At 62.7% G+C, this 20,217-nt stretch carries 23 protein-coding genes; 9 read left to right on the top strand and 14 right to left on the bottom strand.

The genetic code is table 11. The features are described 5' to 3' along the window. Window positions 1–45: 45 nt before the first annotated feature. From R2N11_RS17360 to R2N11_RS17350, 3 genes are all read left to right on the top strand, one after another. Window positions 46–429: a hypothetical protein gene (locus R2N11_RS17360; RefSeq protein WP_316681762.1), complete on the top strand. Its 384-nt coding sequence runs from the start codon at window positions 46–48 to the stop codon at window positions 427–429. Window positions 430–446: 17 nt separating this feature from the next. Beyond that, window positions 447–830, top strand: coding sequence for a hypothetical protein (locus tag R2N11_RS17355; RefSeq protein WP_316681761.1), 384 nt, complete (start codon window positions 447–449; stop codon window positions 828–830). 188 nt (window positions 831–1,018) lie between these two features. After that, entirely contained in the window at window positions 1,019–1,366 is a 348-nt protein-coding gene (locus R2N11_RS17350; RefSeq protein ID WP_316681760.1) for an HPF/RaiA family ribosome-associated protein, read from the top strand. A gap of 47 nt (window positions 1,367–1,413) precedes the next feature. On the opposite strand, the gene phbB is transcribed toward R2N11_RS17350, so the two are convergent. From phbB to R2N11_RS17325, 5 genes are all read right to left on the bottom strand, one after another. Beyond that, complete coding sequence (phbB, locus tag R2N11_RS17345; protein ID WP_199030484.1) at window positions 1,414–2,160, bottom strand: acetoacetyl-CoA reductase; 747 nt, start codon at window positions 2,158–2,160, stop codon at window positions 1,414–1,416. A gap of 69 nt (window positions 2,161–2,229) precedes the next feature. Continuing rightward, window positions 2,230–2,736, bottom strand: a complete 507-nt coding sequence (locus R2N11_RS17340; RefSeq protein ID WP_199030485.1) for a hypothetical protein — start codon at window positions 2,734–2,736, stop codon at window positions 2,230–2,232. Between the two features lie 9 nt (window positions 2,737–2,745). Continuing rightward, on the bottom strand, window positions 2,746–3,396 hold the full coding sequence (locus R2N11_RS17335) for a nitroreductase family protein (RefSeq protein ID WP_199030486.1): 651 nt from the start codon (window positions 3,394–3,396) through the stop codon (window positions 2,746–2,748). A 144-nt stretch (window positions 3,397–3,540) separates the two neighbouring features. Continuing rightward, window positions 3,541–5,352: an adenosylcobalamin-dependent ribonucleoside-diphosphate reductase gene (locus R2N11_RS17330; protein ID WP_316681759.1), complete on the bottom strand. Its 1,812-nt coding sequence runs from the start codon at window positions 5,350–5,352 to the stop codon at window positions 3,541–3,543. Window positions 5,353–5,538: 186 nt separating this feature from the next. Beyond that, window positions 5,539–6,576: a zinc-dependent alcohol dehydrogenase family protein gene (locus R2N11_RS17325; RefSeq protein ID WP_316681758.1), complete on the bottom strand. Its 1,038-nt coding sequence runs from the start codon at window positions 6,574–6,576 to the stop codon at window positions 5,539–5,541. Between the two features lie 182 nt (window positions 6,577–6,758). Between R2N11_RS17325 and R2N11_RS17320 the strand changes: the two genes are divergently transcribed. Then, on the top strand, window positions 6,759–8,291 hold the full coding sequence (locus R2N11_RS17320; protein ID WP_316681757.1) for a bifunctional aminoglycoside phosphotransferase/ATP-binding protein: 1,533 nt from the start codon (window positions 6,759–6,761) through the stop codon (window positions 8,289–8,291). A gap of 38 nt (window positions 8,292–8,329) precedes the next feature. Here R2N11_RS17320 and R2N11_RS17315 read toward each other — a convergent pair whose 3' ends face one another. Next, the gene (locus tag R2N11_RS17315; RefSeq protein ID WP_316681756.1) at window positions 8,330–8,644 is read right to left on the bottom strand and encodes a hypothetical protein; all 315 of its coding nucleotides are present in this window, start codon (window positions 8,642–8,644) and stop codon (window positions 8,330–8,332) included. A gap of 399 nt (window positions 8,645–9,043) precedes the next feature. Here R2N11_RS17315 and R2N11_RS17310 point away from each other — a divergent pair, with 399 nt between their 5' ends. From R2N11_RS17310 to R2N11_RS17295, 4 genes are read left to right on the top strand one after another with little or no spacing between them, the layout of a single operon-like run. Further along, complete coding sequence (locus tag R2N11_RS17310) at window positions 9,044–9,538, top strand: hypothetical protein (protein WP_199030489.1); 495 nt, start codon at window positions 9,044–9,046, stop codon at window positions 9,536–9,538. 21 nt (window positions 9,539–9,559) lie between these two features. Further along, window positions 9,560–10,024 carry a CBS domain-containing protein gene (locus R2N11_RS17305; RefSeq protein WP_316681754.1) on the top strand — a complete coding sequence of 155 codons (465 nt, stop codon included), beginning with the start codon at window positions 9,560–9,562 and terminating at the stop codon, window positions 10,022–10,024. A gap of 34 nt (window positions 10,025–10,058) precedes the next feature. Then, window positions 10,059–10,742 carry a dienelactone hydrolase family protein gene (locus R2N11_RS17300; protein ID WP_316681753.1) on the top strand — a complete coding sequence of 228 codons (684 nt, stop codon included), beginning with the start codon at window positions 10,059–10,061 and terminating at the stop codon, window positions 10,740–10,742. A gap of 3 nt (window positions 10,743–10,745) precedes the next feature. Further along, a complete protein-coding gene (locus R2N11_RS17295; protein WP_316681752.1) occupies window positions 10,746–11,399 on the top strand; it encodes a phosphoribosyltransferase in 654 nt (217 codons plus the stop codon). A gap of 53 nt (window positions 11,400–11,452) precedes the next feature. On the opposite strand, the gene R2N11_RS17290 is transcribed toward R2N11_RS17295, so the two are convergent. The 6 genes from R2N11_RS17290 to R2N11_RS17265 form a co-directional block, all read right to left on the bottom strand. Then, window positions 11,453–12,922 (bottom strand): efflux transporter outer membrane subunit, encoded by a 1,470-nt coding sequence (locus R2N11_RS17290; RefSeq protein WP_316681751.1) that lies wholly within the window; start codon window positions 12,920–12,922, stop codon window positions 11,453–11,455. Further along, a complete protein-coding gene (locus R2N11_RS17285) occupies window positions 12,922–14,007 on the bottom strand; it encodes an HlyD family secretion protein (protein ID WP_199030494.1) in 1,086 nt (361 codons plus the stop codon). The genes R2N11_RS17290 and R2N11_RS17285 overlap by 1 nt, the downstream gene beginning before the upstream one ends. Beyond that, a complete protein-coding gene (locus R2N11_RS17280) occupies window positions 14,004–14,702 on the bottom strand; it encodes an ABC transporter ATP-binding protein (RefSeq protein WP_316681750.1) in 699 nt (232 codons plus the stop codon). The genes R2N11_RS17285 and R2N11_RS17280 overlap by 4 nt, the downstream gene beginning before the upstream one ends. A gap of 2 nt (window positions 14,703–14,704) precedes the next feature. Continuing rightward, on the bottom strand, window positions 14,705–15,841 hold the full coding sequence (locus R2N11_RS17275) for an ABC transporter permease (RefSeq protein ID WP_316681749.1): 1,137 nt from the start codon (window positions 15,839–15,841) through the stop codon (window positions 14,705–14,707). A 179-nt stretch (window positions 15,842–16,020) separates the two neighbouring features. Then, window positions 16,021–16,668: a response regulator gene (locus R2N11_RS17270; RefSeq protein ID WP_316681747.1), complete on the bottom strand. Its 648-nt coding sequence runs from the start codon at window positions 16,666–16,668 to the stop codon at window positions 16,021–16,023. Continuing rightward, on the bottom strand, window positions 16,665–18,047 hold the full coding sequence (locus tag R2N11_RS17265; RefSeq protein WP_316681746.1) for a PAS domain-containing sensor histidine kinase: 1,383 nt from the start codon (window positions 18,045–18,047) through the stop codon (window positions 16,665–16,667). Before R2N11_RS17265 ends, R2N11_RS17270 begins: the two co-directional genes overlap by 4 nt. Window positions 18,048–18,303: 256 nt before the next feature. Between R2N11_RS17265 and R2N11_RS17260 the strand changes: the two genes are divergently transcribed. After that, window positions 18,304–19,104 (top strand): helix-turn-helix domain-containing protein, encoded by an 801-nt coding sequence (locus R2N11_RS17260; protein ID WP_316681847.1) that lies wholly within the window; start codon window positions 18,304–18,306, stop codon window positions 19,102–19,104. 56 nt (window positions 19,105–19,160) lie between these two features. Here R2N11_RS17260 and R2N11_RS17255 read toward each other — a convergent pair whose 3' ends face one another. Beyond that, a complete protein-coding gene (locus R2N11_RS17255) occupies window positions 19,161–19,808 on the bottom strand; it encodes a BON domain-containing protein (protein ID WP_199030500.1) in 648 nt (215 codons plus the stop codon). 31 nt (window positions 19,809–19,839) lie between these two features. Then, complete coding sequence (locus tag R2N11_RS17250; protein ID WP_316681745.1) at window positions 19,840–20,202, bottom strand: TraR/DksA family transcriptional regulator; 363 nt, start codon at window positions 20,200–20,202, stop codon at window positions 19,840–19,842. Between the last annotated feature and the right edge of the window lie 15 nt (window positions 20,203–20,217).

Raw genomic sequence — 20,217 nt, 5'->3', positions numbered from 1 at the left:
TCCCTTAGATTCAAGGAAGGCTCCACTCGTGACGATGCACCGCTCATGAACACCGCTCCCTCCGCCGATCCTGAGCCCGATGCCGCAGCCTCGGTTCAACGCGCCAGCGAAAGCGTGTCGGCGTATCCCATCACGCCGACGGTGCATGCCTCCCGGGGTCCCCTATTGGCCGATAGCGCCATCGCCGTACTTGCGAAAACCGCCGCGAGCTGGTTTGTTCCCGCCCTGGCGGAATACCTGACCGTGAGCGTGGTACGCGGGCGTGTTCGCTTGGCAGGACACATTCAGGATGCCCGTCCGCTCGCGGGCCTGAAAGCCGCCCTGTTGGCGCTACCCGGCATCTGCAGGCTCGACCAGATGATTACGGTGGAGTCGGCAGGCAGCCCGCCACCGCAACCGGCGTACGCGCAACGGTTTCACGCTGGATAGCCTGGAGGAATGCCGCCATGAATCAGGCACGTTTCTGCACAACACCTTGTCCATTCCCGCGCGTGGCCTTCGACCCCACATGCTGCGAATCAACGGATGAGATTCTTCGGGCATACGCAGTGCTCTTCTGGTTCAACCTGTATCTCAGGTGCCCGGAATTTCCGACAGCCGACGGCATGTTCCCGCGGCACCCCGTGGTTCGCCAGGCCTACCTGCAGGTGCATGCAAGAGTCTTTTCACACTGGGCAGCAGCAGCCAACCGGATTGGGGTGACCACCGCGCAGTTCCGGGAAGTCTGCGTAAACGTGCTTGCCTCGTGGCTCGGGCCCGACGACCCATTACGCGCCTGTCGATCGCGGGCCAGCGTGCTGTCCGACTACCCGCAGCTGGATCTGGACTGACGGCGTGTGCACCCGCAGCAACGGATCGGATCGAACCGTTGGCGAGTTGATCCCGGTCAACAGTCCAAGGCCCAAGCCATTGAGAATGGTCTGACTGGTGGCCGCGTTTTCGGTGCTTCAAGCAACACGTCGGGCACACCAGTGTGCTTCGCATCCTCGCCTTTTGCCTTGCTTCATGGAGTCCAACTGTGTCCCTGCCGATCGATATCTCGTTTCAAGGTGTGCCCCACTCCAAATCGGTGGAAGACGCCGTGGTCAAGCGGGCCCATCGCCTAGTCCACATTCGTCATGACATCACCCGCTGCCGCGTCAGCCTGACCCTGGGCGCGAAGCATCAGCACCAAGGCAAACCCATCGATGTCCATGTCATTGTCACCACGCCGCACCAGACGCACATTTCCAGCAAGACCTCGAACGAGGACGCCTATCTTGCGCTTGACGAGGCTTTCACGCACATAGAACGCATGCTGGTAGACACCGAGCAGAAACACCGGCCGCACGCAGGTCAGCCGAGCTGCCGGACAGAGGAGGCGTAATCCATGCTGGAGCGCTGTCGCTCAAGCCTATCGGGCGCCCGGCAGCGCTACTGCATGTGCAGGCCACCGTTGACTGCGAGGTTGGCTCCGGTCAGGTAGGCGGCGTCTTCGGTACACAGAAATGCCACCAGGGCGGCCACCTCTTCCGGCCGCCCAAGACGGCCCAGCGGGATCTGAGGAAGAATGCGCTGCTGCATGACGTCTTCCGGAATATCCCGCGTCATGCGCGTGGCAAGGTAGCCTGGCGATACCGTGTTGACGGTCACACCCTTGGCCGCGCACTCCAGCGCCAGCGCCTTGGTAAAACCGTGTATCCCGGCCTTGGCCGCGGAATAGTTCGTCTGACCAAACGCGCCTTTTGATCCATTGACCGACGAGATATTGATGACGCGGCCCCATCCGCGCGCAATCATGCCGTCATACAGCGGCTTGGTCATGTTGAAGACCGAATCCAGATCGGTTGCCAGGACATTCCGCCAGGCCTCAAGCGTCATGCGCTTGAAAGTCACATCCTGCGTAATGCCGGCGTTGTTCACCAGGATGTCGACCGGGCCGACCTTTGTCACCACTTCTGCCGCGCATCGTTGGCAGGCCTCGTAGTCGGCCACATCCACGGCGAATGCCTGGAACGCACGGCCATGGGCCTGCTGCTCCGCAAGCCACGCAGCCACATGCGCATTCCCCAACGAATGGGTGACCACCACCCGGTGCCCGTGTGCGTGCAGGCGGACGGCGATAGCCTCGCCCAAGCCGCCCATGCCTCCGGTGATGAGCGCGATACGGTCTGTTGTCATGCCAACCTCGTCTGTGTGTATGCGTTGTTTGCGCAGCGCCAGCCGGTTGCGCCCCGGGGGGGCCAACACCTATCGCCCGGAAGGCGCGCGGGCTCCGCGCTGAGCACATCCCCTCTTGCACAGGAGCCACTCTTCCTGCTCAGTCTCCGCAGGCAATGAAACAACCATGTCAACCGGTTGCGCTCCCGCGCGCAGCAGAACAGTACGCACGGCCCGCCCATACGCTGCCGTCAATTGGTAGCGCCCGTGCGGAAGCTTCATGTACAGCAGCGGGCCAGGCATGAGCAGGTGAAGCCGTGGCTTCCCGTGCTCGTCAACCACGGAGACGTCGATGTCGGACAACGCCTCACCATTCCTTGCCGACACCACGTTCAACCGGACGTTGAACCGGCCGGCCATCGCGTGCATGGCGTCACGCTCGTCGCGCCCGATACCGCCCGAGATATAGGCGATTTCGTTCTGAAATCGAACCTCCGGTGTCGCACCGATGCCGGGTTCAGCCGCGATGACAGCCTGACTCGCAAGTAGCAGCGCAGTCAGGCAGCACCGTGGGAGAAAGAGTGTGGCCCAGTTCATTTGCCAACCTTATGCAGAAACCGGGTGCCCCACCGTCTGCGCCAGCACCGGCATCTCATCTTCATTGAGTGACAGGGCCTCGGCCAACAGTCGGTGGTTGAGCCACCCGCGCACCACGCACGCCAGCCCGGCCGAAGCGCAGTACAGCGATACGTTCTGCGAGATAGCACCTGCGGCAACGCCAGAGAAGGTCTCGCGCTGCGATGGCGGCATCTGGTCGGCGCGTGCGTGGTTGACCACGTAAACCAGATCCAGGGGCGCCGCACCCACAAAGTCCTGATAGCCCGTCAGGTTGCGTGCATCCACGGCGTGCTTGAGTCGCAGCCGATGCGGCTCCGCTTCATAGCGATAGACGCCCTCGGGCAATGCAACGTAGATGTCGATCTCGTTCAGGCCGTGTGCGGACGGCGCGGTGTGTCCCCCTGTCTCGGGGCGGTTGATGCCGTCCGCCGCCCATAGCAGCTCACTGAGCTGCTGGAGCGAAAGCGGGGTCTGCGCAAACGCGCGCACGCTTTTGCGCTGGGCCAGCGCGGCCATCAGCACCGCGCCGCCACCCAGGTGCGGCGGTGGCAGTGCAATGGCAGCAGGTGCGGTGTTTGCAGTCGGCTTGGGCGGTTCAGCGCGCACCGGTTCGTAGGAAAGAAGCATCGCTTCGCTCATGGCATTGACCTCAAGAACGCGGAAGGGTCGGGAGACATCGCCCAACTGATTCGAGCGTAGCCAGCCAGCGCCGTTGAATGTTGATGGGCATCAACCGGAACGCTGGTGACCCTGCATCTCATGGAAAAAATGGGCTCGATGTGCTCAGCAGAAACATGCGGGCCGGCCTTCGGCTACCGGCAGCATAGACAGCACTTCATCCAATGCTGGATCCGGCCGGAAGATCGTGATGCCCTTGAGACGCAACTGCCACGCCTGAAATAGCAACGCCCCCACCTCGGCGGGCGACACCCCACCCGCAACAAGCACCGTCTTAGAGATCGAAGCGTCAATAAACGGCTGCAGCGCAGCGACCATGCGTAGGTGGTCCATACCGTCGACCTGTCTTGCGGTGACGAAGTAGTCGGGCAACGCAGCATGGCCGCCATGCACGGCCCGGAAGTATCGATAAGCGTGGTTCTCGATACGGTAACGCAGCGGCGGGCCATGCTGAACGCGCACGCGCCGCTCATACGTCCAATCAAAGGCCGGTTCGATCCCGCTGGAACAGTTACCGCCAAAAGCCAGGCTCACGCTACCGGTGGGCGCCAGCGACAGCAGATGACTATTGCGCAATCCGTGCCGGGCAATCGCGTCGCGCACGGCGTTGGGCAAGGCGGCGACGAAATGCCCCGGCGCAAGGCTGCGCTCGGCCCGGAACAGCGGATACGGCCCGCGTTCCTGCGCCAGTGCTGCAGACGCTGCGTAAGCGTTGTCGCGCAAGCACCGTCCAATTTGGGTTGTAAGGTGGCGCGCGTGCGGCGCGTCGTACGGTAGGCGCATCATCGTCAGCGCGTCGGCCAGACCCGTCACGCCCACACCGACCCTGCGCTTGGCGTGTGCCTCATGCATGTGCTCGGGCAGCGGCCAGCGCGTGATGTCGATCGCGTTGTCGAGCATCCTCACCTGTACCTGCACCGACCGGCTCAGCCCGACAAAGTCGAACATCGGTTGCCCGCCCACTCCAAACGGGCACTCGACCCAACGGGACAGATCGATCGGGCCCAGCACACAACTGCCCCACGGCGGCAGGGGCTGTTCACCACAAGGATTGGTCGCGACAATGGTTTCGACCTCGGCAAGGTCGTTGGCTGCGTTGATGGTGTCGATGAACAGAAGCCCAGGCTCCGCACTGTGATGTGCGGCCTCGACAATCTCGCGCCAAAGCTGCCGTGCGGGCAGTGTCGCGTAGCACCAGTTTCCGTTGCCAAGCGGGTGTGCGCCAGCCGCCCGCGCTATCGCATCGGGCTCGGCACGATGTTGCAGCGGCCATAACGCATCGTCGGCAACGGCCTGCATGAAGGCGTCTGTCACGGCAACCGATATGTTGAAGGTCGTCCAGCGCTTGCGCTCACGTTTGGCACGGACGAACAAGGCAAGGTCGGGATGGTCGCAACGCAGCACGGCCATCTGTGCACCGCCGCGCGTGTTGGACAGTGCAAGCGACTTGCAAGCATGATCGAAGCGCTCGATGACCTCGCTCACGCTGCCGGTGCCAGCCTGCGCTTGCAGCGCAGCGCGTGGGGCCACGGGTGAGAAGTCGTAGCCTACGCCGCCGCCCATGCGCAGCGTGACCTGTGCCTGCGACAATGCCCGCTCAATGTCGCTGGCCGCCGCGATCTGCACACCGGGGCCCACAATCGGGTGCACAAAGCAGTTCACCATCGTAGCCTGCCTGGCCACGCCGGCATTCGCCATGATGCGCCCCGCCCCGATAGCACCATGCAACATGTTGGCGTAGAACAGGCGCGCAAAGTGCGCACGTCGATCGGGCGCTTCTGCCGCCGCCAATGCATGGGCAACCCGTCTGAAAACGTGCTCGCGCGTCGTCTCGCCAGGTGCGAGATAGCGGTCCGCCAGCACGGCGGCGCAGACGGGAGGCAAGACCTCTGGCGCAATCCGTATCTCGCCCACCATGGCAATGGCCTCCCTGAGCACGGCGCGTACGGGTCAGTCCGCGCTCAGGAGTGCCCGCACGCGCTTGCAGGCACTGCCCAGCGATGCCACGGCCACTACGGCCAAGCGGCGGACTCGACCCACGCGCGGCGCCCCAACCGGATCGATGGTGTGCGCCCCTCACTCGCCGTGCCCTGCATGGGTGGCCTAGGTAGCGATGATGACCTTGAGTGCATGCGATTCCCCTGCGTTGCGGAAGGTATCGTAGGCGGACAGGATGTCGTTGAGCTTGAACCGGTGCGTAATGAGTTGCCCCGGTTGAAGCTTGCCCGCGCGCACCGTCTTCAGCAGCATCGGCGTGCTTACCGTATCGACCAGCCGCGTGGTGATGGCGATGTTCTGGCTCCACAGTGTCTCCAGATGCAGATCCGCCTTCACGCCGTGCACGCCGATATTGGCAATCACGCCGCCCGGCGCAACCAGGTCCTGGCACAGCTCGAACGTGGCAGGCACTCCCACCGCCTCGATCGCGCAATCCACACCCACGCCATCCGTCAGCTTCCTGACGGCGGTAACCGCATCCTCGCTGGTGACGTTGACGCACGCACTGGCGCCCAGCCGGCTCGCCACCTCCAAGCGGGCGGCGTTGGTATCGATCAGGATGATCTGGGCAGGCGAGTAAAACTGGGCAGTCAGCAGCGAGGCCAACCCAATGGGTCCGGCGCCGACAATCGCCACGGTGCTTCCCGGCTGGACGCGGCCGTTCAGGACGCCACACTCGAAGCCGGTCGGGAAGATGTCTGACAGCATGACCAGCGCCTCTTCGTCGATGCCCGGCGGCAGCTTGTAGAGGCTGGTTTCTGCATGCGGTATCCGGACGTACTCTGCCTGCACGCCATCGATGCGATTCCCCAGGACCCAGCCGCCCGTCTCGCAATGTGAGTACATGCCGCGTCGGCAGTTCGCACATTTGCCGCATGAGGAGATACACGAGATCAACACATGGTCGCCCGGCTTGAGCGACGTCACAGCGGCGCCGACGGACTCGACCACCCCAACACCTTCATGCCCTAACGTGCGCCCGGGTTGGCAGGTGGGAACATCACCCTTGATGATGTGCAGATCAGTCCCGCAGATCGTCGTCAACGTCACGCGGACCACGGCGTCGCTAGGCGCCTGCAACTCGGGCTTCGGCTTGTCCGCCAGTGAGATCTTGCCAGGGCCGTCATAGACCAGTGCTTTCATGGAGATCATTCCTTGGAGTAGAGATTCCATGCTAGGCAACCGCCCCGCCCGACCATTGATCTGCATCAGGCACACAAAACCTGGGTTGACCGATATTGGCTTGCAGGAGGCGACACATGCGCATGGCCGAACAACCCAGCCCGACCCCGGCCGGTCACCTTGCCGAAGCACTGCCCGCGTGCATGCTCGATGCGCGCGCGTATGCGCACCCGGCAACCGATCTGCGGATGATCGAAACCCATCTGTCATGGGTATTCCTGGCGGGGGAGTTTGCGTACAAGGTGCGCAAGCCCGTCACGCTCGACTTCGTCAACTTCGCGTCCCTCGCCGCCCGCCGCACCGACTGCGACGAGGAATGGCGGCTCAACCGCCAGCTCGCGCCAGACCTCTACCTTGGCGTGGCGCCGATCGTGCGCGACGCGGTCAGCGGTACCGTACACGTGAACGGACACGGCGAGCCCTTCGAATACGCAGTGCGCATGCGCCGCTTCCACCAGCGCGATGTGCTGAGCGAGATGGTGCACACCCATCAGCTTGGGCACGAAGCCATCGACTCACTGGCCGATCTCATCGCAGACTTTCACGGCGTAGCACCTGTTGCAGACGCGAGCACCGATTTCGGAACCCCGGCACGCATTCGGCGCACCCTTGAGGACTGCGCGACCGGAGTCGCCGCGTTGAGCACGGATGCACAACGAACATTGGCGACCCTATCGTTGCTGCGCCAGCATGCAGAACGGCTCGACAAGACCTTTGCGTCACGCCGGCGCACGGGACATATTCGCGAATGCCATGGTGATCTCCATCTTGGCAACATCGTCTTGGTCGAGGGCAAACCCACACCGTTCGACTGCCTGGAGTTTTCCGCGCCGCTGCGCTGGATTGACACCATGCACGATGCTGCATTCCTGTTCATGGATCTTGTCGCGTCAGGCCTTGCCTGCCTGGCTTACCGCCTGATCAACCGCTACCTCGAACGTTGCGGAGACTACGGCGGGCTCGCGGTCTTGCCGTTCTATGCAGCCATGCGGGCCTTGGTACGCGCCCGCGTGCTGCTGGAACGGGCCCACCAACTGGAGAGCGCGCCGACACTGGCAGCACCATACCGGGACGAAGCACACCGGTTGCTTGCGCTGTCTCACGACCTGCTCTGTCGCAACGACGGTTGCGTCATCCTCATGCACGGCCTGTCAGGCAGCGGAAAATCGACCCAGGCTGCGCAGTTGATGGAAACGGAGTGCATGATCCGCGTGCGTTCCGATGCGGAACGCCGCCGCGGTATCTGCACCAACGCAGTCGATCGGTACGCGCCACACGCCATCGATCACACCTATCGTCGGCTGGGGGCCATCTGCAAGATTGGTGTGCAGGCCGGCTTTCCCATGATTGCCGATGCCACGTTCCTGGCAGAGAGCCAGCGCACCCGGTTCTTTACGTTGGCAAAGCGTCTTGGTGTGCCCTTCGCCATCGTGGAATGTGCTGCCGAACCGGAGGTCCTGCGTGCGCGCATCCGCGCAAGAATGCAAGCAGGCCAGGACGCCTCTGAAGCCGATCTTTCTGTACTGGATGCCCAGGTGACCACGCAACAGCCGTTGACTATGGAAGAGCGATCCTACGTGATTCCAAGCAACACACGTCCGCGGCTTCCCTACGTCGCACGCATGCGGGTCATTGCGTCTCCAAGCGGCGTCATCGCCCCGGGCCACCAGGTTTGACGGATGCAGCCACGGCGACCTCGGCGGTCGCGGCGCTACTATCGGTTCGAATTTGCTCCGCCAGTATCGGGATCTCGCGTTTCCGTGTGCCCGCGTTTGTCTTGCTTCGCCCCTTCCGTGTATGGATCGAACTTGCCGCGCCTGGCCCCTTCTGTGTACGGGTCGTACTTGCCCTGCCTCGCGCCCTGCGTGTAGGGGTCACGCTTGGCCTGTTTGGCACCATTTGTGTAGGGGTCAATCTTGTGGGCTTGCGCCCCATCGCTGGAGGGCGAATCCGGCTTCGTCTCCGCATGGGCCGAAGCCGACGCGGTGGCCGCGGCGACGAGCAGTGCCATCACGAATTTTCTGTTCATCTCTTGCTCCCAAGAAGAACCCAAGACGCCTGATTGATTCGACATCCTCCCGGAGCCAACGCTTGAGGTGAGGACTGCGGGCAGTCTCAAGCATAGTGAGCCGGCAACGCTCCTCGTTGACTGAGGTCAAGGCATTGAGGCCACACCACGCGGAATCTTCGCTTGCTGATGGTGTGCATCAGCAGCAACAGCAAGGTGTTCCCGTGCCCTCACATGTATCTGCATTTGCTCGCGTGGGCAGGTAACTGTCGCGAAACGATGGGCTGGTCTCGCCCTCTGATTCGCGCATCCACAGACTTGCGCCATATCAATCCACATCTGCGCAAAGTGCCTACGCTGCAAACAGAACCATCGTCCGGCGGGGATCCAACCTGCCGGCAAGCTCAAACGGAGAACACAATGCAACAACCCTCAGATATGGCCTGCAACCTCGTCGGTGCTGCAATGCGCGACATGGGGCGCACCGCTGAATTTCTAATCGAAGCGCAGATTGAGATCTCCCGCTTGCGCCTGAAGATCGCCGAAGCCGCATTGGAAGACATGCACGAACTGGAGCATGAGTTGGGTAGCGCCCATGACTGGACCTCTTTGGCAGCGACGCAAAGCATTTTCATGAAAATGCAGTCAAGCCACAGTGCCAACGCCCTGAAGTCGTGGGTCGACTTCGTGAACAACCTGCAGGCAGCGTATCTGCGCCAACTGACCGACTGGACCGACCAGGTGCAGCATGCGCAAGGACAAACGTCCTCGGCGCAGATGTTCCAAGCATCCGCAGATTCACTTCGGACATTCTTCGATAGTTTCAACTTGGTGGGCGCGCCAGATTCCGAAGCCAAGAAGAAAGTGATGCCGCGAACGGTCGTAGAGAAGACAGCGAGCCCGCAAGCCGCCTGACCACCACAAGCAGGAGCCGCCATGCGAGTTCAAGACGTCTGCTCACACAACGCCGTACACATCCCGCTTTCCTGCACGCTGCAGGAAGCGGCACGGCAGATGCGCCAGAAGCACGTCGGCGCACTGGTGGTGACGGAAAATACACCCGGCGGCCCGCGCGCCATCGGCGTCGTCACCGACCGAGACATCGTGCTTGACGCCGTTGCGGCGGGCCTGCATCCAACCCAGACCTGCGTGGCGGATGTGATGAGCGACGGCGTGATCAGCGTCACGCCGGATACCAGCCTGAGCGATGCATTGCAGGAGATGCTGTCCGCCGGAGTCCGGCGCGTGGGTGTGACCTCCGACGGCGCGTTGGTTGGCCTGCTGTCTCTGGACGACGTCCTGAGCGCGATGGCCTCCGAGTGGAGCCTGATTGCACGCCTGGTGCGCAATGAGCGCGAGCGCGAAATGACCGGCAGCGTTGAGCCGCCGCTCAGCGTCTAAGACCGTTGGCCACCCGTGTCAGGCAACCCATCGCATGAACGCTGAAACCCCCTCCCAGCGCATCAGCATCGTTGCGGACGGCGCGTTGCTGGAAGGGCATCTGACGTGCCCCGACAACGCAACCGGCCTGGTGATCTTTGCGCATGGAAGCGGCAGCTCGCAATGGAGCCCGCGCAACCGGTTTGTCGCCGATCAGCTCAACGCGGCGAAGCTGGGCACGCTGCTCTTCGATCTGCTGACCGCCGACGAGGCCGCACACGCCGCATGCCGCTTCGATATCGGCCTGCTTGCACAGCGCCTGCGTACCGCCACACACGCGGTTGGCGACATTGCCCGCAAGCGCAAGCTGCGCCTTGGGTACTTTGGCGCCAGTACAGGTGCTGCTGCAGCCATTCAAGCGGCGGCGCTGCCTGACGACCTGTTCCGGATCAATGCCGTGGTCAGCCGCGGCGGGCGCCCGGATCTTGCGGACCCGCTTGCGCTGGAGCAGCTTGCATCCCCCACCCTGCTGATTGTCGGCACCGCAGACCCGGACGTCCTGGATCTCAACAGGCAGGCACTGAGCCTGATGCGATGCGAGAAAGCCCTGGAGACCGTGCCACACGCCACGCACCTGTTTGAGGAGCCCGGTGCGCTTGAGCACGTGGCCGCGCTGGCGCGCGCCTGGTTTGTGCGCTATCTCAGCGGAGAGCAACCACACCATCAGTACGCGAGGTAAGCCGTGCGGTTCAAGGACAGGTTGGACGCGGGGCGCCTCCTTGCGGTTGCGCTCGAAAAATACCGGGGCAGTCATCCGCTGGTGCTCGCGATACCGCGGGGAGCTGTGCCCATGGGCCAGCTCATTGCAACGGCGCTGGACGGCGAGCTGGATGTCATTCTCGTCCGTAAGATCGCCGCGCCTTTCGACCCCGAATTTGCCGTGGGTGCTGTTGCAGAAAATGGCTGGACGTATGTTGCACCGTATGCGGCACATGCCGGTGCAGACGCCACCTATCTGGAGCAGGAAAAGGCCGTGCAGATGGACGTCATCTCACGCAGGCGCGCGCTCTACACACCACGGCGCAGTCCGTACGACGCCAAGGGACGTGTCGTGATCGTGGTGGACGATGGTCTGGCGACGGGCGCCTCCATGAAGGCCGCGCTGCATGCTGTGCGGCAGTTCCAACCCAAGTGGCTGGTCTGTTCCGTGCCGGTAGCGGCCCCGGACAGCCTGGAAGATATTCGCCCGCTGGCCGACGAGATTGTCTGCCTCTACGCCCCACTTGGCTTTCGCGCGGTCGGTATGTACTACGGCGATTTTCCTCAAATCGAGGATGCTCAAGTGTGCGCAGCCCTGCATGCTTCCCGGCACGATGAGAACACACCAGGCGGATGATCCCGGCAGGTGATTCATCCGCCCCTCTTGGTAGGCAAGGCATAACACGAGGCTCAGGCCGATGGCCCTGCGCCTCCGGCCGGTTTGCTATCGCGCCAGCCTCCGCCCAGGGCCAGGAACAGCGCCACGGTGTCCTGCAACCGCTGCGCGCGCACCTGCTCACTGCCAAGCACCGCCTGTTGATACTGCAGGTCGGCACTCAGCACTTGCAGATAGCTCGCCACACCTGCGCGGTAATCGGCATTGATCTCATCCAGTGCGGCGCTTGCGGCCGCCTGCTCGCGCAATTGCGCGTCAAGTTGAATTGCATCGTGTTCAAGCGCACGCAGTACATCCGCCACCTGTTCGAAAGACGCGAGCACCACTTGGCGGTAGTCCGCATCCGCAGCCTGCAAGGCCTGCTGCGCCGCGCCGCGCCGGTAGTAGAGACTGCCGCCCTCGAACAACGGCGCGACAAGGCTGGCCCCGATGCTCCATGCTCCGGCCTGCGCACCAAACAGATCGGCGCCACGGTTGCTCATACGGGCGTAGTCCGCAGTGAGGGTCAAGCTCGGCAGCATGGCTGCCGTGGCAACACCCACCTCGGCGCTGGCCTGATGCAGTCTTGCTTGGGCGGCCAGAACATCTGGCCGCTGCCGCACCAGTTCGGAGGGCACAAGGCGAGGCAAATCAGCCGGTAACGCCAAACTGCCCAGCCCCACGTCTGCGGTATCCGCCTGTGCTGGAAACCGGCCAGTCAGTGCGGCTTCGAGATGCGCCGCTTGATCTCGCTTCTGCTCCAGTGGTGGCAGTGAGGCTTCCAACGCTGCCAGTTGAGCGACCAGGCTGAGCTCGCTGGAATGCGCCATCACCCCGGCATCAACCTGGGCGTGCGCAATATCCACCTGCTCACGCACCACGGCAATCAGGCGGCGCGTGGTGTCGATCTGTGCGGCATACGCTGCGCGCGCAATGACCGCATTGACCAGGTTGCCAGTCAGGGTGAGATAGGCAGCGGCAACGGCATAGCGCTGGCCTTCAGCCTGTGCCGCCAGCGCCTCCACGGCCCGACGGCTACCGCCGAACACATCGAGCGCGTAACTAATCGATGGACCAAGCGACCACAGCGTGAAGAGGCTTGGCGCCCCAGCCTCGCCAAGCCGAGCCGGCACGACAGCTTGGCGCGATAGGTCGGCCGTTGCCGTCGCCTGCGGGTAGAACACGCCGGCGCCGGCGCGCAACAGGTCTTGCGCCGCGCGCAGGTTGGCTTCTGCCTGTTGCAGGGTCGGGTTGGCCGTCATGGCGGTCTCCATGACCTTGTCCAGCGCGGGGCTGCCAAATGCGCGCCACCAGTTGGCAGACACAGGTGCCAGGGCAAACCGTTGTGCAACGCCATCCGCCAGCATGGTGGCGGCAGGGTCGCCGGCATGAAGGTACCGGTCAACGTCTGGCGCCGAAGGTTCTCGGAAATCCGGCCCCACGGCGCAACCACTGGCGGCCATCGCAATGGCGGCCATGCACGCCACCTTGCGTGCGGCCTTCATCACGATGCTCCTTGCAGGTAGACATCGACCAGCTGGCCTGGATAGACCACAAGCTTGTCCGGCTGCTTGAACCGGAAGAGCAAAGGCAGCACGCGCACATCAACCCGCTCGGAGCGCTGGTCGGACAGCTCCACCTTGGGCGAGACATAAGGTTGCACGCGCACAAACTCCAGCGGCACGCTCACGTCAGTGCCCCGGAAGAACATGCGTGCCTTCACCGTGTTGGATGGCAGCCGGTGCACCAGAATCTCGTCTACGTACACCCGCACGGCCAGCTGGCTCTGGCCTGAACTCATCATCACCAGCGGAACATATCCTCGCGTATAGGCATCGTAGGTGCCCTGGGGCGATACATACGCGCCGGGCGAGGTATTGACCGACATCACAATGCCATCGGCGGGCGCTCGCACGGTGTACTTGTCGAGCAGGGCCGCCGCCGCCGCCGCCCCCTTCTGCAAGGCGTCGCGCTGCTTCTGCATGGAGCGGATGTCATAGCTCCACGCCCCCGCGCGCGTCAGTTCATATTGGCGCTGTGCGACGATCAGGTTGCCATGCGCCACGCGCACGGCATTGGCAGCGTTGTCCATCGCATCTCGGCTGACGGCCTTCGGGTTGAGCCGAGCGGCGGCTTCCAGCTTGTCCAGTTGGTCCTGCACCGTGCGCAGGCTTGCATCTGCCGCCGTCACCTGCGCGCGCGTGACTTCCAGCGTCTCTTTGCGAGGCTGCGCCAGCAGCGCATTCAACTGGGCATCCAATGCGTCCGCCTGCGATTGCTGCTGCGCCGTCAGGGCGCGTTGGACAGAATCTTCAACCTGGATCAGCGCATCGCCCCGTTTTACCGCCTGTCCTTCTTGCACAAGAATGCGTGCCACGGTGCCCGACACCTCGGAGTACAGGTTCAGATTGGCACCGCTTTGCTGATCGCTTTCGATGATCCCATTGGCGTAGATGCCCGTGGCATACGGATTGGCGGCCGCCTGAAAGACCGGTGGCAGCGGCGGGCTCTGCTGCGCGTAGTAGATGGCTGCCCCGATACCGATCAACAGGCCAATCACCGAGAGCACCAATAGCCAGCGGATCTTCATCGCGCGTCTCCCCGTTCAATGCGGTTCAGGTGGCCGTCTTCCATATTGAGAATGCGGCTGGCCATGTCCAGAATGCGCGCATCGTGCGTCACGATGACGATGCAGCGGTGCTCGTTCATGATCTCCGTCTTGACGAACTGCATGATCGAGCGGCCCGTATCACCATCGAGCGAGGCCGTCGGCTCGTCGAGGATCAAGATGTCTGGCTGGGTGACGATGGCGCGCGCAATGGCCACCCGCTGCTGCTCGCCGCCGCTCAATTTGACGGGTGGTAACTGCGCCCGGTTCTTCAGGCCAACCACATCCAGGTAATGCATGGCCTGCTCAAGCGCTTCGTCCCACGCCACACGCCGCAGAATAAGCGGAATAGCAACGTTCTCCACCGTGGTCAGGCGCGGGAACAGGTGATAGTCCTGAAAAACGAAGCCGATCCTGGCAAGGCGGAAATCGGCCAGCGCGTCGGCTCCCAGGCTCCAGATATCGACGCCGTCGACCACCGCGTGGCCGCCGTCCGGGCGCAGGATGCCGGAGATCACACTCAGCAGCGTGGTCTTGCCGCTGCCCGATGGCCCAACGATGAACAACATCTCATTGAAGTAGGCCTCGAAGCTGACCTGCATGAGCGCGCGCGTGCGCGCCTCGCCTTCGCCAAACCACTTGTCGAGCGCCTGCGCTGCAATGGCGGTGTTGGCCACAGTTACCCCCGGAAGATGTCGAAGGGCTCGATGCGCAGCACCTTGCGCACGCCGATGTAGCCCGAGATGGCAGCGATGACGATCACCATGGCCAGTGCCAGTACCAAGTTGGCGAACGTGATCATGGCGGCGTAGTCCGGAATGCGCAGCCGTGCCAGCGCAATGGATCCCGCACATAGGCCGATCCCGAGCCCGTAGCCCACCAGCGCCACGAAGGTGGCCTGGAACACGATCATCGTCACCAGTTCATGCCCCTTGGCCCCGATCGCCTTGAGGGCGCCAAACCGCTCGAGGTTTTCCAGGATGAACGTGTAGAAGGTCTGCCCCGAGATCGACAACCCAACGATGAAGCTGATCACCGTCATCAACAGGATGTTGGTGCCCAACCCTGTCTGGTAGGTATAAAAGTGCGAGATCCGGCCGATGAACTCTTCCTTGGTCAGGGCGCGATACCCGAGCTTGTCAACCGCTCGCTCGATAGCAGCGATATCCGCCTCGCTCTTGGGCTCGATCAGGATGTACGACATCGTGTAGCGCGTACTCGGCAGATACTGCAGGGCACGGCTATACGTGGTGTACAACGTGGGCACGCCAAACAGCCCGCTGGTCACCACTTCCCCAACCCCCACGATCACACCGCGATGATCATTGATCTCGAACTCGGAGCCGATGTGGGGGTTCTCAAGTTTGCCGAACTCGGCATCCTGAATGACGATGAAGCCGTTCTCGCCGTAGATGTCTTCGATACGGCCGCTAAGCATGCGCGGCCGCCCGAACAGGGTGGTATCGTCGATGCCGACTACGGTAACGGGCTGATACGTTCCGCTGGGCAGACGCACAAGCCCGCCGCCTGAATACAGTGGCACGGCAAACTTCACGCCATCAATGCTGCGCACCGCATCGAGCACGTAGTCCGGCATGCCGATGGTGTTGGCGACGGTATTGACGGCCGGGTCCATGACCCACATGCGGGCGCCGATGTTGTACACCGCAGATGACGACCGGTTCAGCACCCCCGCAAATAGGGAGGTCATCTCGATCATCAGAAACACGGCAAAGGTGATACCCACCAGCAAGCCGCTCAGCTTGGCCTTGTCATTGACCAAGAGCTTGTAGGCGAGTTTGAGAATGGCTGGCACATGACCCCCGTGGTCATGCACGGCGGTACTGGTCAGGCCTTGGGGCGACGTGTGAATGACCTGCAATGGGCCGCGTGCCAAGCCATCGGGTGCCGATGCATGTGCCTCAACGATAGCGAGTCACGAGTGCTGGCCTTTGATGTGCCGCAAAGGCGGCGCACATCTTGCGCGCGGATGGGTTACAGGGTGTCGTCGTCCGAGAACAAACGATGGCGTATCGCATAGCGCACGAGTGCCGCCTCGCTGGACACCTGCAGCTTGTCCATCAGCCGCATCTTGTAGGTGCTGATGGTCTTGGCGCTGACACACAGGCTGGCGGCAATCTCGGTCAGCGGTTCCCCGCGTACCAGCCGGCGGTAGACCTCCATCTCCCGGTCGGACAGGCGGGTGTGCGCAGCCTCTTCGCTGGCTTCACCCAGGCTGTGTGCAAGCTTTTCGGCCATGGCCGGGCTGACATACGTGCCGCCACGTGCCACCTTTTGCAGCGCGGTCACCAGTTCGGTTGCGGCGCTTTCCTTGGTCAGATAGGCAGCTGCCCCAGCACGGAAAGCGCGCGCCACATACTGTTCTTCGGCATGCATGGTCAGCACCAGCACACGCACCGTCGGATGATCGTCGTGCAGTTGACGCAGCAGATCCAGGCCGCTACGCCCCGGCATTGATAGATCGAGCACGATCACCTGCGGCTGGTGCTCACGCACAAGCTGCAGCACCTGGGTCCCGTCGGACGCTTCGCAGGCGACATCGAAATCACCGGCGCGCTCCAGGATATGGCGTACGCCGTCGCGCATGACAGCGTGGTCATCGGCAATCATCACGCGGATCATGGTCCGATCTCCTCGGTCACCTCATGGAAGGCAGGAAAGCGCACGCTCAATCGAAAGCCGTTGTTGGGTGTATGCGTGATGGAAGCCTGACCGCCCAGTTGCCGAGCACGCTCGCGTATGCCCAGCAGCCCCAGCGGTTTGCGCTCACCCGATGCGGGTGGCCCCCCGCTCCAGCCACGGCCGTTGTCCTGGATTGAGAGTTCGAGCATGTCATCCTGCCGCGCAAATTCGATATCAACACGGGTAGCGTCAGCATGGCGCACCACGTTATTGAGGGCCTCCTGCACAATCCGAAACACCGAGATTGCCGCATGCTCCTGCAGCCGCGTCTCCTGAGCGTGTACGTTGACGATCAGTCCAAAGCGCTGGCGAAAGTTCTTGGCAATCCATTCGATGGCGGGCACCAGCCCCAGTTCATCGAGCAACGGCGGGCGAAGATCGGCAGAAATCTGCCGGACCGCTGCGATGGTCTCGTCAATCACGCGCTGCATGGCCTCTGTCTGCGAGACCAACGCCCTGTCACTTGCCCCGGCCTGCAGATCCGCTGCCAGCAGCGAAATATCCATCTTGAGCGCACTCAGGCGCTGCCCAAGGTCATCGTGCAGTTCACGTGCGATGCGACGCCGTTCTTCTTCTCGCGACGCCAGAATGCTGTCCGATAGATGCTGGAGTTCTTCTTGCGAGCGCCGCAGCGCCGCTTCCGCTCGCACGCGCTCCGTGGTGTCGCGCAGCATCACGGTGAAAAGCTTGCCTCCATTCACCTCAATCTGCGAGATCGAGGCTTCGATGGGGAATTCACGGCCGTCGGCGTGCAGAGCGAACAACGGGCGCTGCTTGCCCATCTGGCGCTCTGATACGCCAGTCACGCCAAAGCGCCGCACATGCGCCTCGTGTGCACCCCGAAACCGCTCGGGCATGAAGTCAGACAGCGGGCGGCCGACAGCATGTTTTGCCGGGCATCCGAACAGGGTTTCCGCCATGGGATTGAACAGAACGATGCGCTGGGTATCGTCCACCGAGATGATCGCCTCCATGGAGGAGCGGATGATGCCCGCCAACCGGGCCTCACTCTTCTCCAGATCGGTGAGATCCTTCGCGACCGCTGCGCGCAACGCGCGAAGTCGCAGCCAATAGAAGACAAGTGCCAGAACAGCGGCAATGCTTGCCAGGGCCAACAATACAAACGGTGCGTCCCGCGCCTGGAGCGCCATGGCAAGCCAGGTAACTGACGCAGCCAGCAGCAGAATGGCCAACCCGCCCGCCATCAGCTCGGCCGGTGTGGAACGCGATAGCAACAGGCGCCTGCGCGACGCCTTTGAGAAAGGGCTGTCTTGCTCCACCACACATGTCACCAGAAGGGCCGAGATGGCATCAAACATAGCCCATTCAGACGGCAGGAGATACTAGCCGTGTGATGGAGAAGCCTCAGGAAAAACCCGTCGATGCTGTCAGGGATGCCTGACAGCGCCGCAGCCTATGCCGACATGCATCTCAGCGCTGCCTGATTTCGCGCAAGCCGCTGGCCTTCGATACTGAGCATACGGACACCGAGCTTCGGCTTCATGCGGTGACCGATCCCGCCGCCCCTAAACCAAGTGCGGGAATCACATACAGCGCATGCCCTCCGGAGGCCCCATGATTCCGAGCTCTCTCAAAAGCCAGACATCTGTCGACGTCGTCCGCCCATTGGCCCCGCGTCAACTCAAGCTGGTGCGTGATGCAACCCAGGGTGGCCAAACTGCCGGCCTGGCGTCGGCCAGCCCATGCGCAAACTGCGTGATGCACTGGGCGTGCATTACTGGGGCTGTGCCATCCGCGCAACAGGAAAGGCTGGACCGGATGGTTCATACCTGGCGAAAAGTCGGCAAAGGCGAATCGCTGTTCCGCGCCGGCGACACCTTTCATGCGCTGTATGCCATCCGCTCCGGCTCCTTCAAGACGGTCGTATCTCACCCCAATGGCACGAGCCACGTTACGGGCTTCCAATTGTCAGGGGAAACCCTCGGTCTGGACGGCATTGCCGCTGATCGTCACACGTGTGACGCAGTTGCCCTGGAAGACAGCACCGTCTGCTCCATGCCATTCCACTGTGTTGAAGACCTGTGCCAGGACATTCGTCCGCTGCAGCGCCGGCTTCACCAACTGATGGCGGAAGAAATCGTGCGCGAATCCGGGTTGATGTTGCTGCTGGCGGGGCTGACCGCAGAGACGCGCGTCGCGACGTTCCTGCTCAATCTATCCACGCGCATGCAAGACCGGGGCTATTCCGGGTCCAGCTTTACGCTGCGGATGACGCGCGAGGAGATCGGCAGCTATCTGGGCATGCAACTGGAAACTGTCAGCCGCGCGTTGTCGCGGTTCCAACGCGAAGGCTGGATCGCGGTGAGTGGCAAGCAGATTGGGATCGTGAAGAAATCGGCGCTCAGTGAACTATAGCCGCGCGATAGAAGGCAAGCGCCACCGTTGATGCAGCGGGCGGCGCTGCCCTGTCATCAAGGCGCGAGCTGCAGATGGTCGATGACTTCCGTCACGCCGGGCGCCGACCATGCAGCGCCCTTGGCCGCCTTGCGTTCTGACGCAGAATCGACACGGCCGCTGAGCGTCACCGTTCCACCCTGGACCGACACTTGGATATGGTTGGCCTCGCGCGCGGCATGGCGCTGGAGCGCCGCGCCGATCTGCTGCGTAATATTGGCAGGCACCACGCGCGACTTGACCGTCAGACGGTTGATCAACCCGGCCACGCCACGCAATGCGCCGACTGCGTGCGCCGCCAGCTCACACTGGTACGGCCAATCCAGTTCGCCCGAGAGCGTCACCCACCCGTTCTCCACCAGAACCTCGATGCGATTGGATGGCAGGCTGGAATGCCATTCAATCGCTGAGCGGGCCGCTTCGGCAACGTCCGCATCCGTATGTGTGCCGGGCAATCGCACTTCAATCTTCTGAACCACGCCACGTACACCCGCAACGCGTTCAGCGGCATGCTCGGCCGCCACTTTCTCCAGATAGCTGCGTACGTGGCCGGTGAGTGTCACCACCCCGTGGTCGACCTCCACCCCCACGCCTGCCGCATCCACAGCAGGCTCCCAAAGCAGTTCGTCATTGACGTCTTGCTTGATACCCAGGTCGCTTTTCATACCTCACTCCTACCGTACTTAAGTTTGCGCGCTAGCCCCATCCTCGTTCTCGCTCGGCTTGACAGGTCAGGCAGCGCAGCGCGGTTGGCTGCGCTTGCAGGCGCAAGAATGGAATCGCCTCGCCGCAATCCACACAGATACCGTACTGCTCCTCCTGCATGCGTTGTCGTGTGGCATCGACCTGCGCAAGCTCGTTCCTGTAGTGAACAAGCATGATGTCGTTCGCCTGGTCTCCAGCTTCTTGATCCGCCAGGTCTGCATTCTCGAGCGGTGCCTCGTGAGAGGCTGGTTTGGTCGCCGCGCGCAGTGTTGCCAGTTGACGCTGCGTGCGCGCCTCCTGTTCATCGAGCAATGTGTTGAGGCGCGTCCATTGCTCCTCGGTAAAGCGATGCATGCACACTCTCCTGCG

It is taken from the genome of Ralstonia flaminis (assembly GCF_958415495.1).
In the GTDB taxonomy this organism is placed as follows: domain Bacteria; phylum Pseudomonadota; class Gammaproteobacteria; order Burkholderiales; family Burkholderiaceae; genus Ralstonia; species Ralstonia flaminis.
Note: the sequence above shows the minus strand (reverse complement) of the source record. Positions and strands in the feature narration are given on the sequence as shown.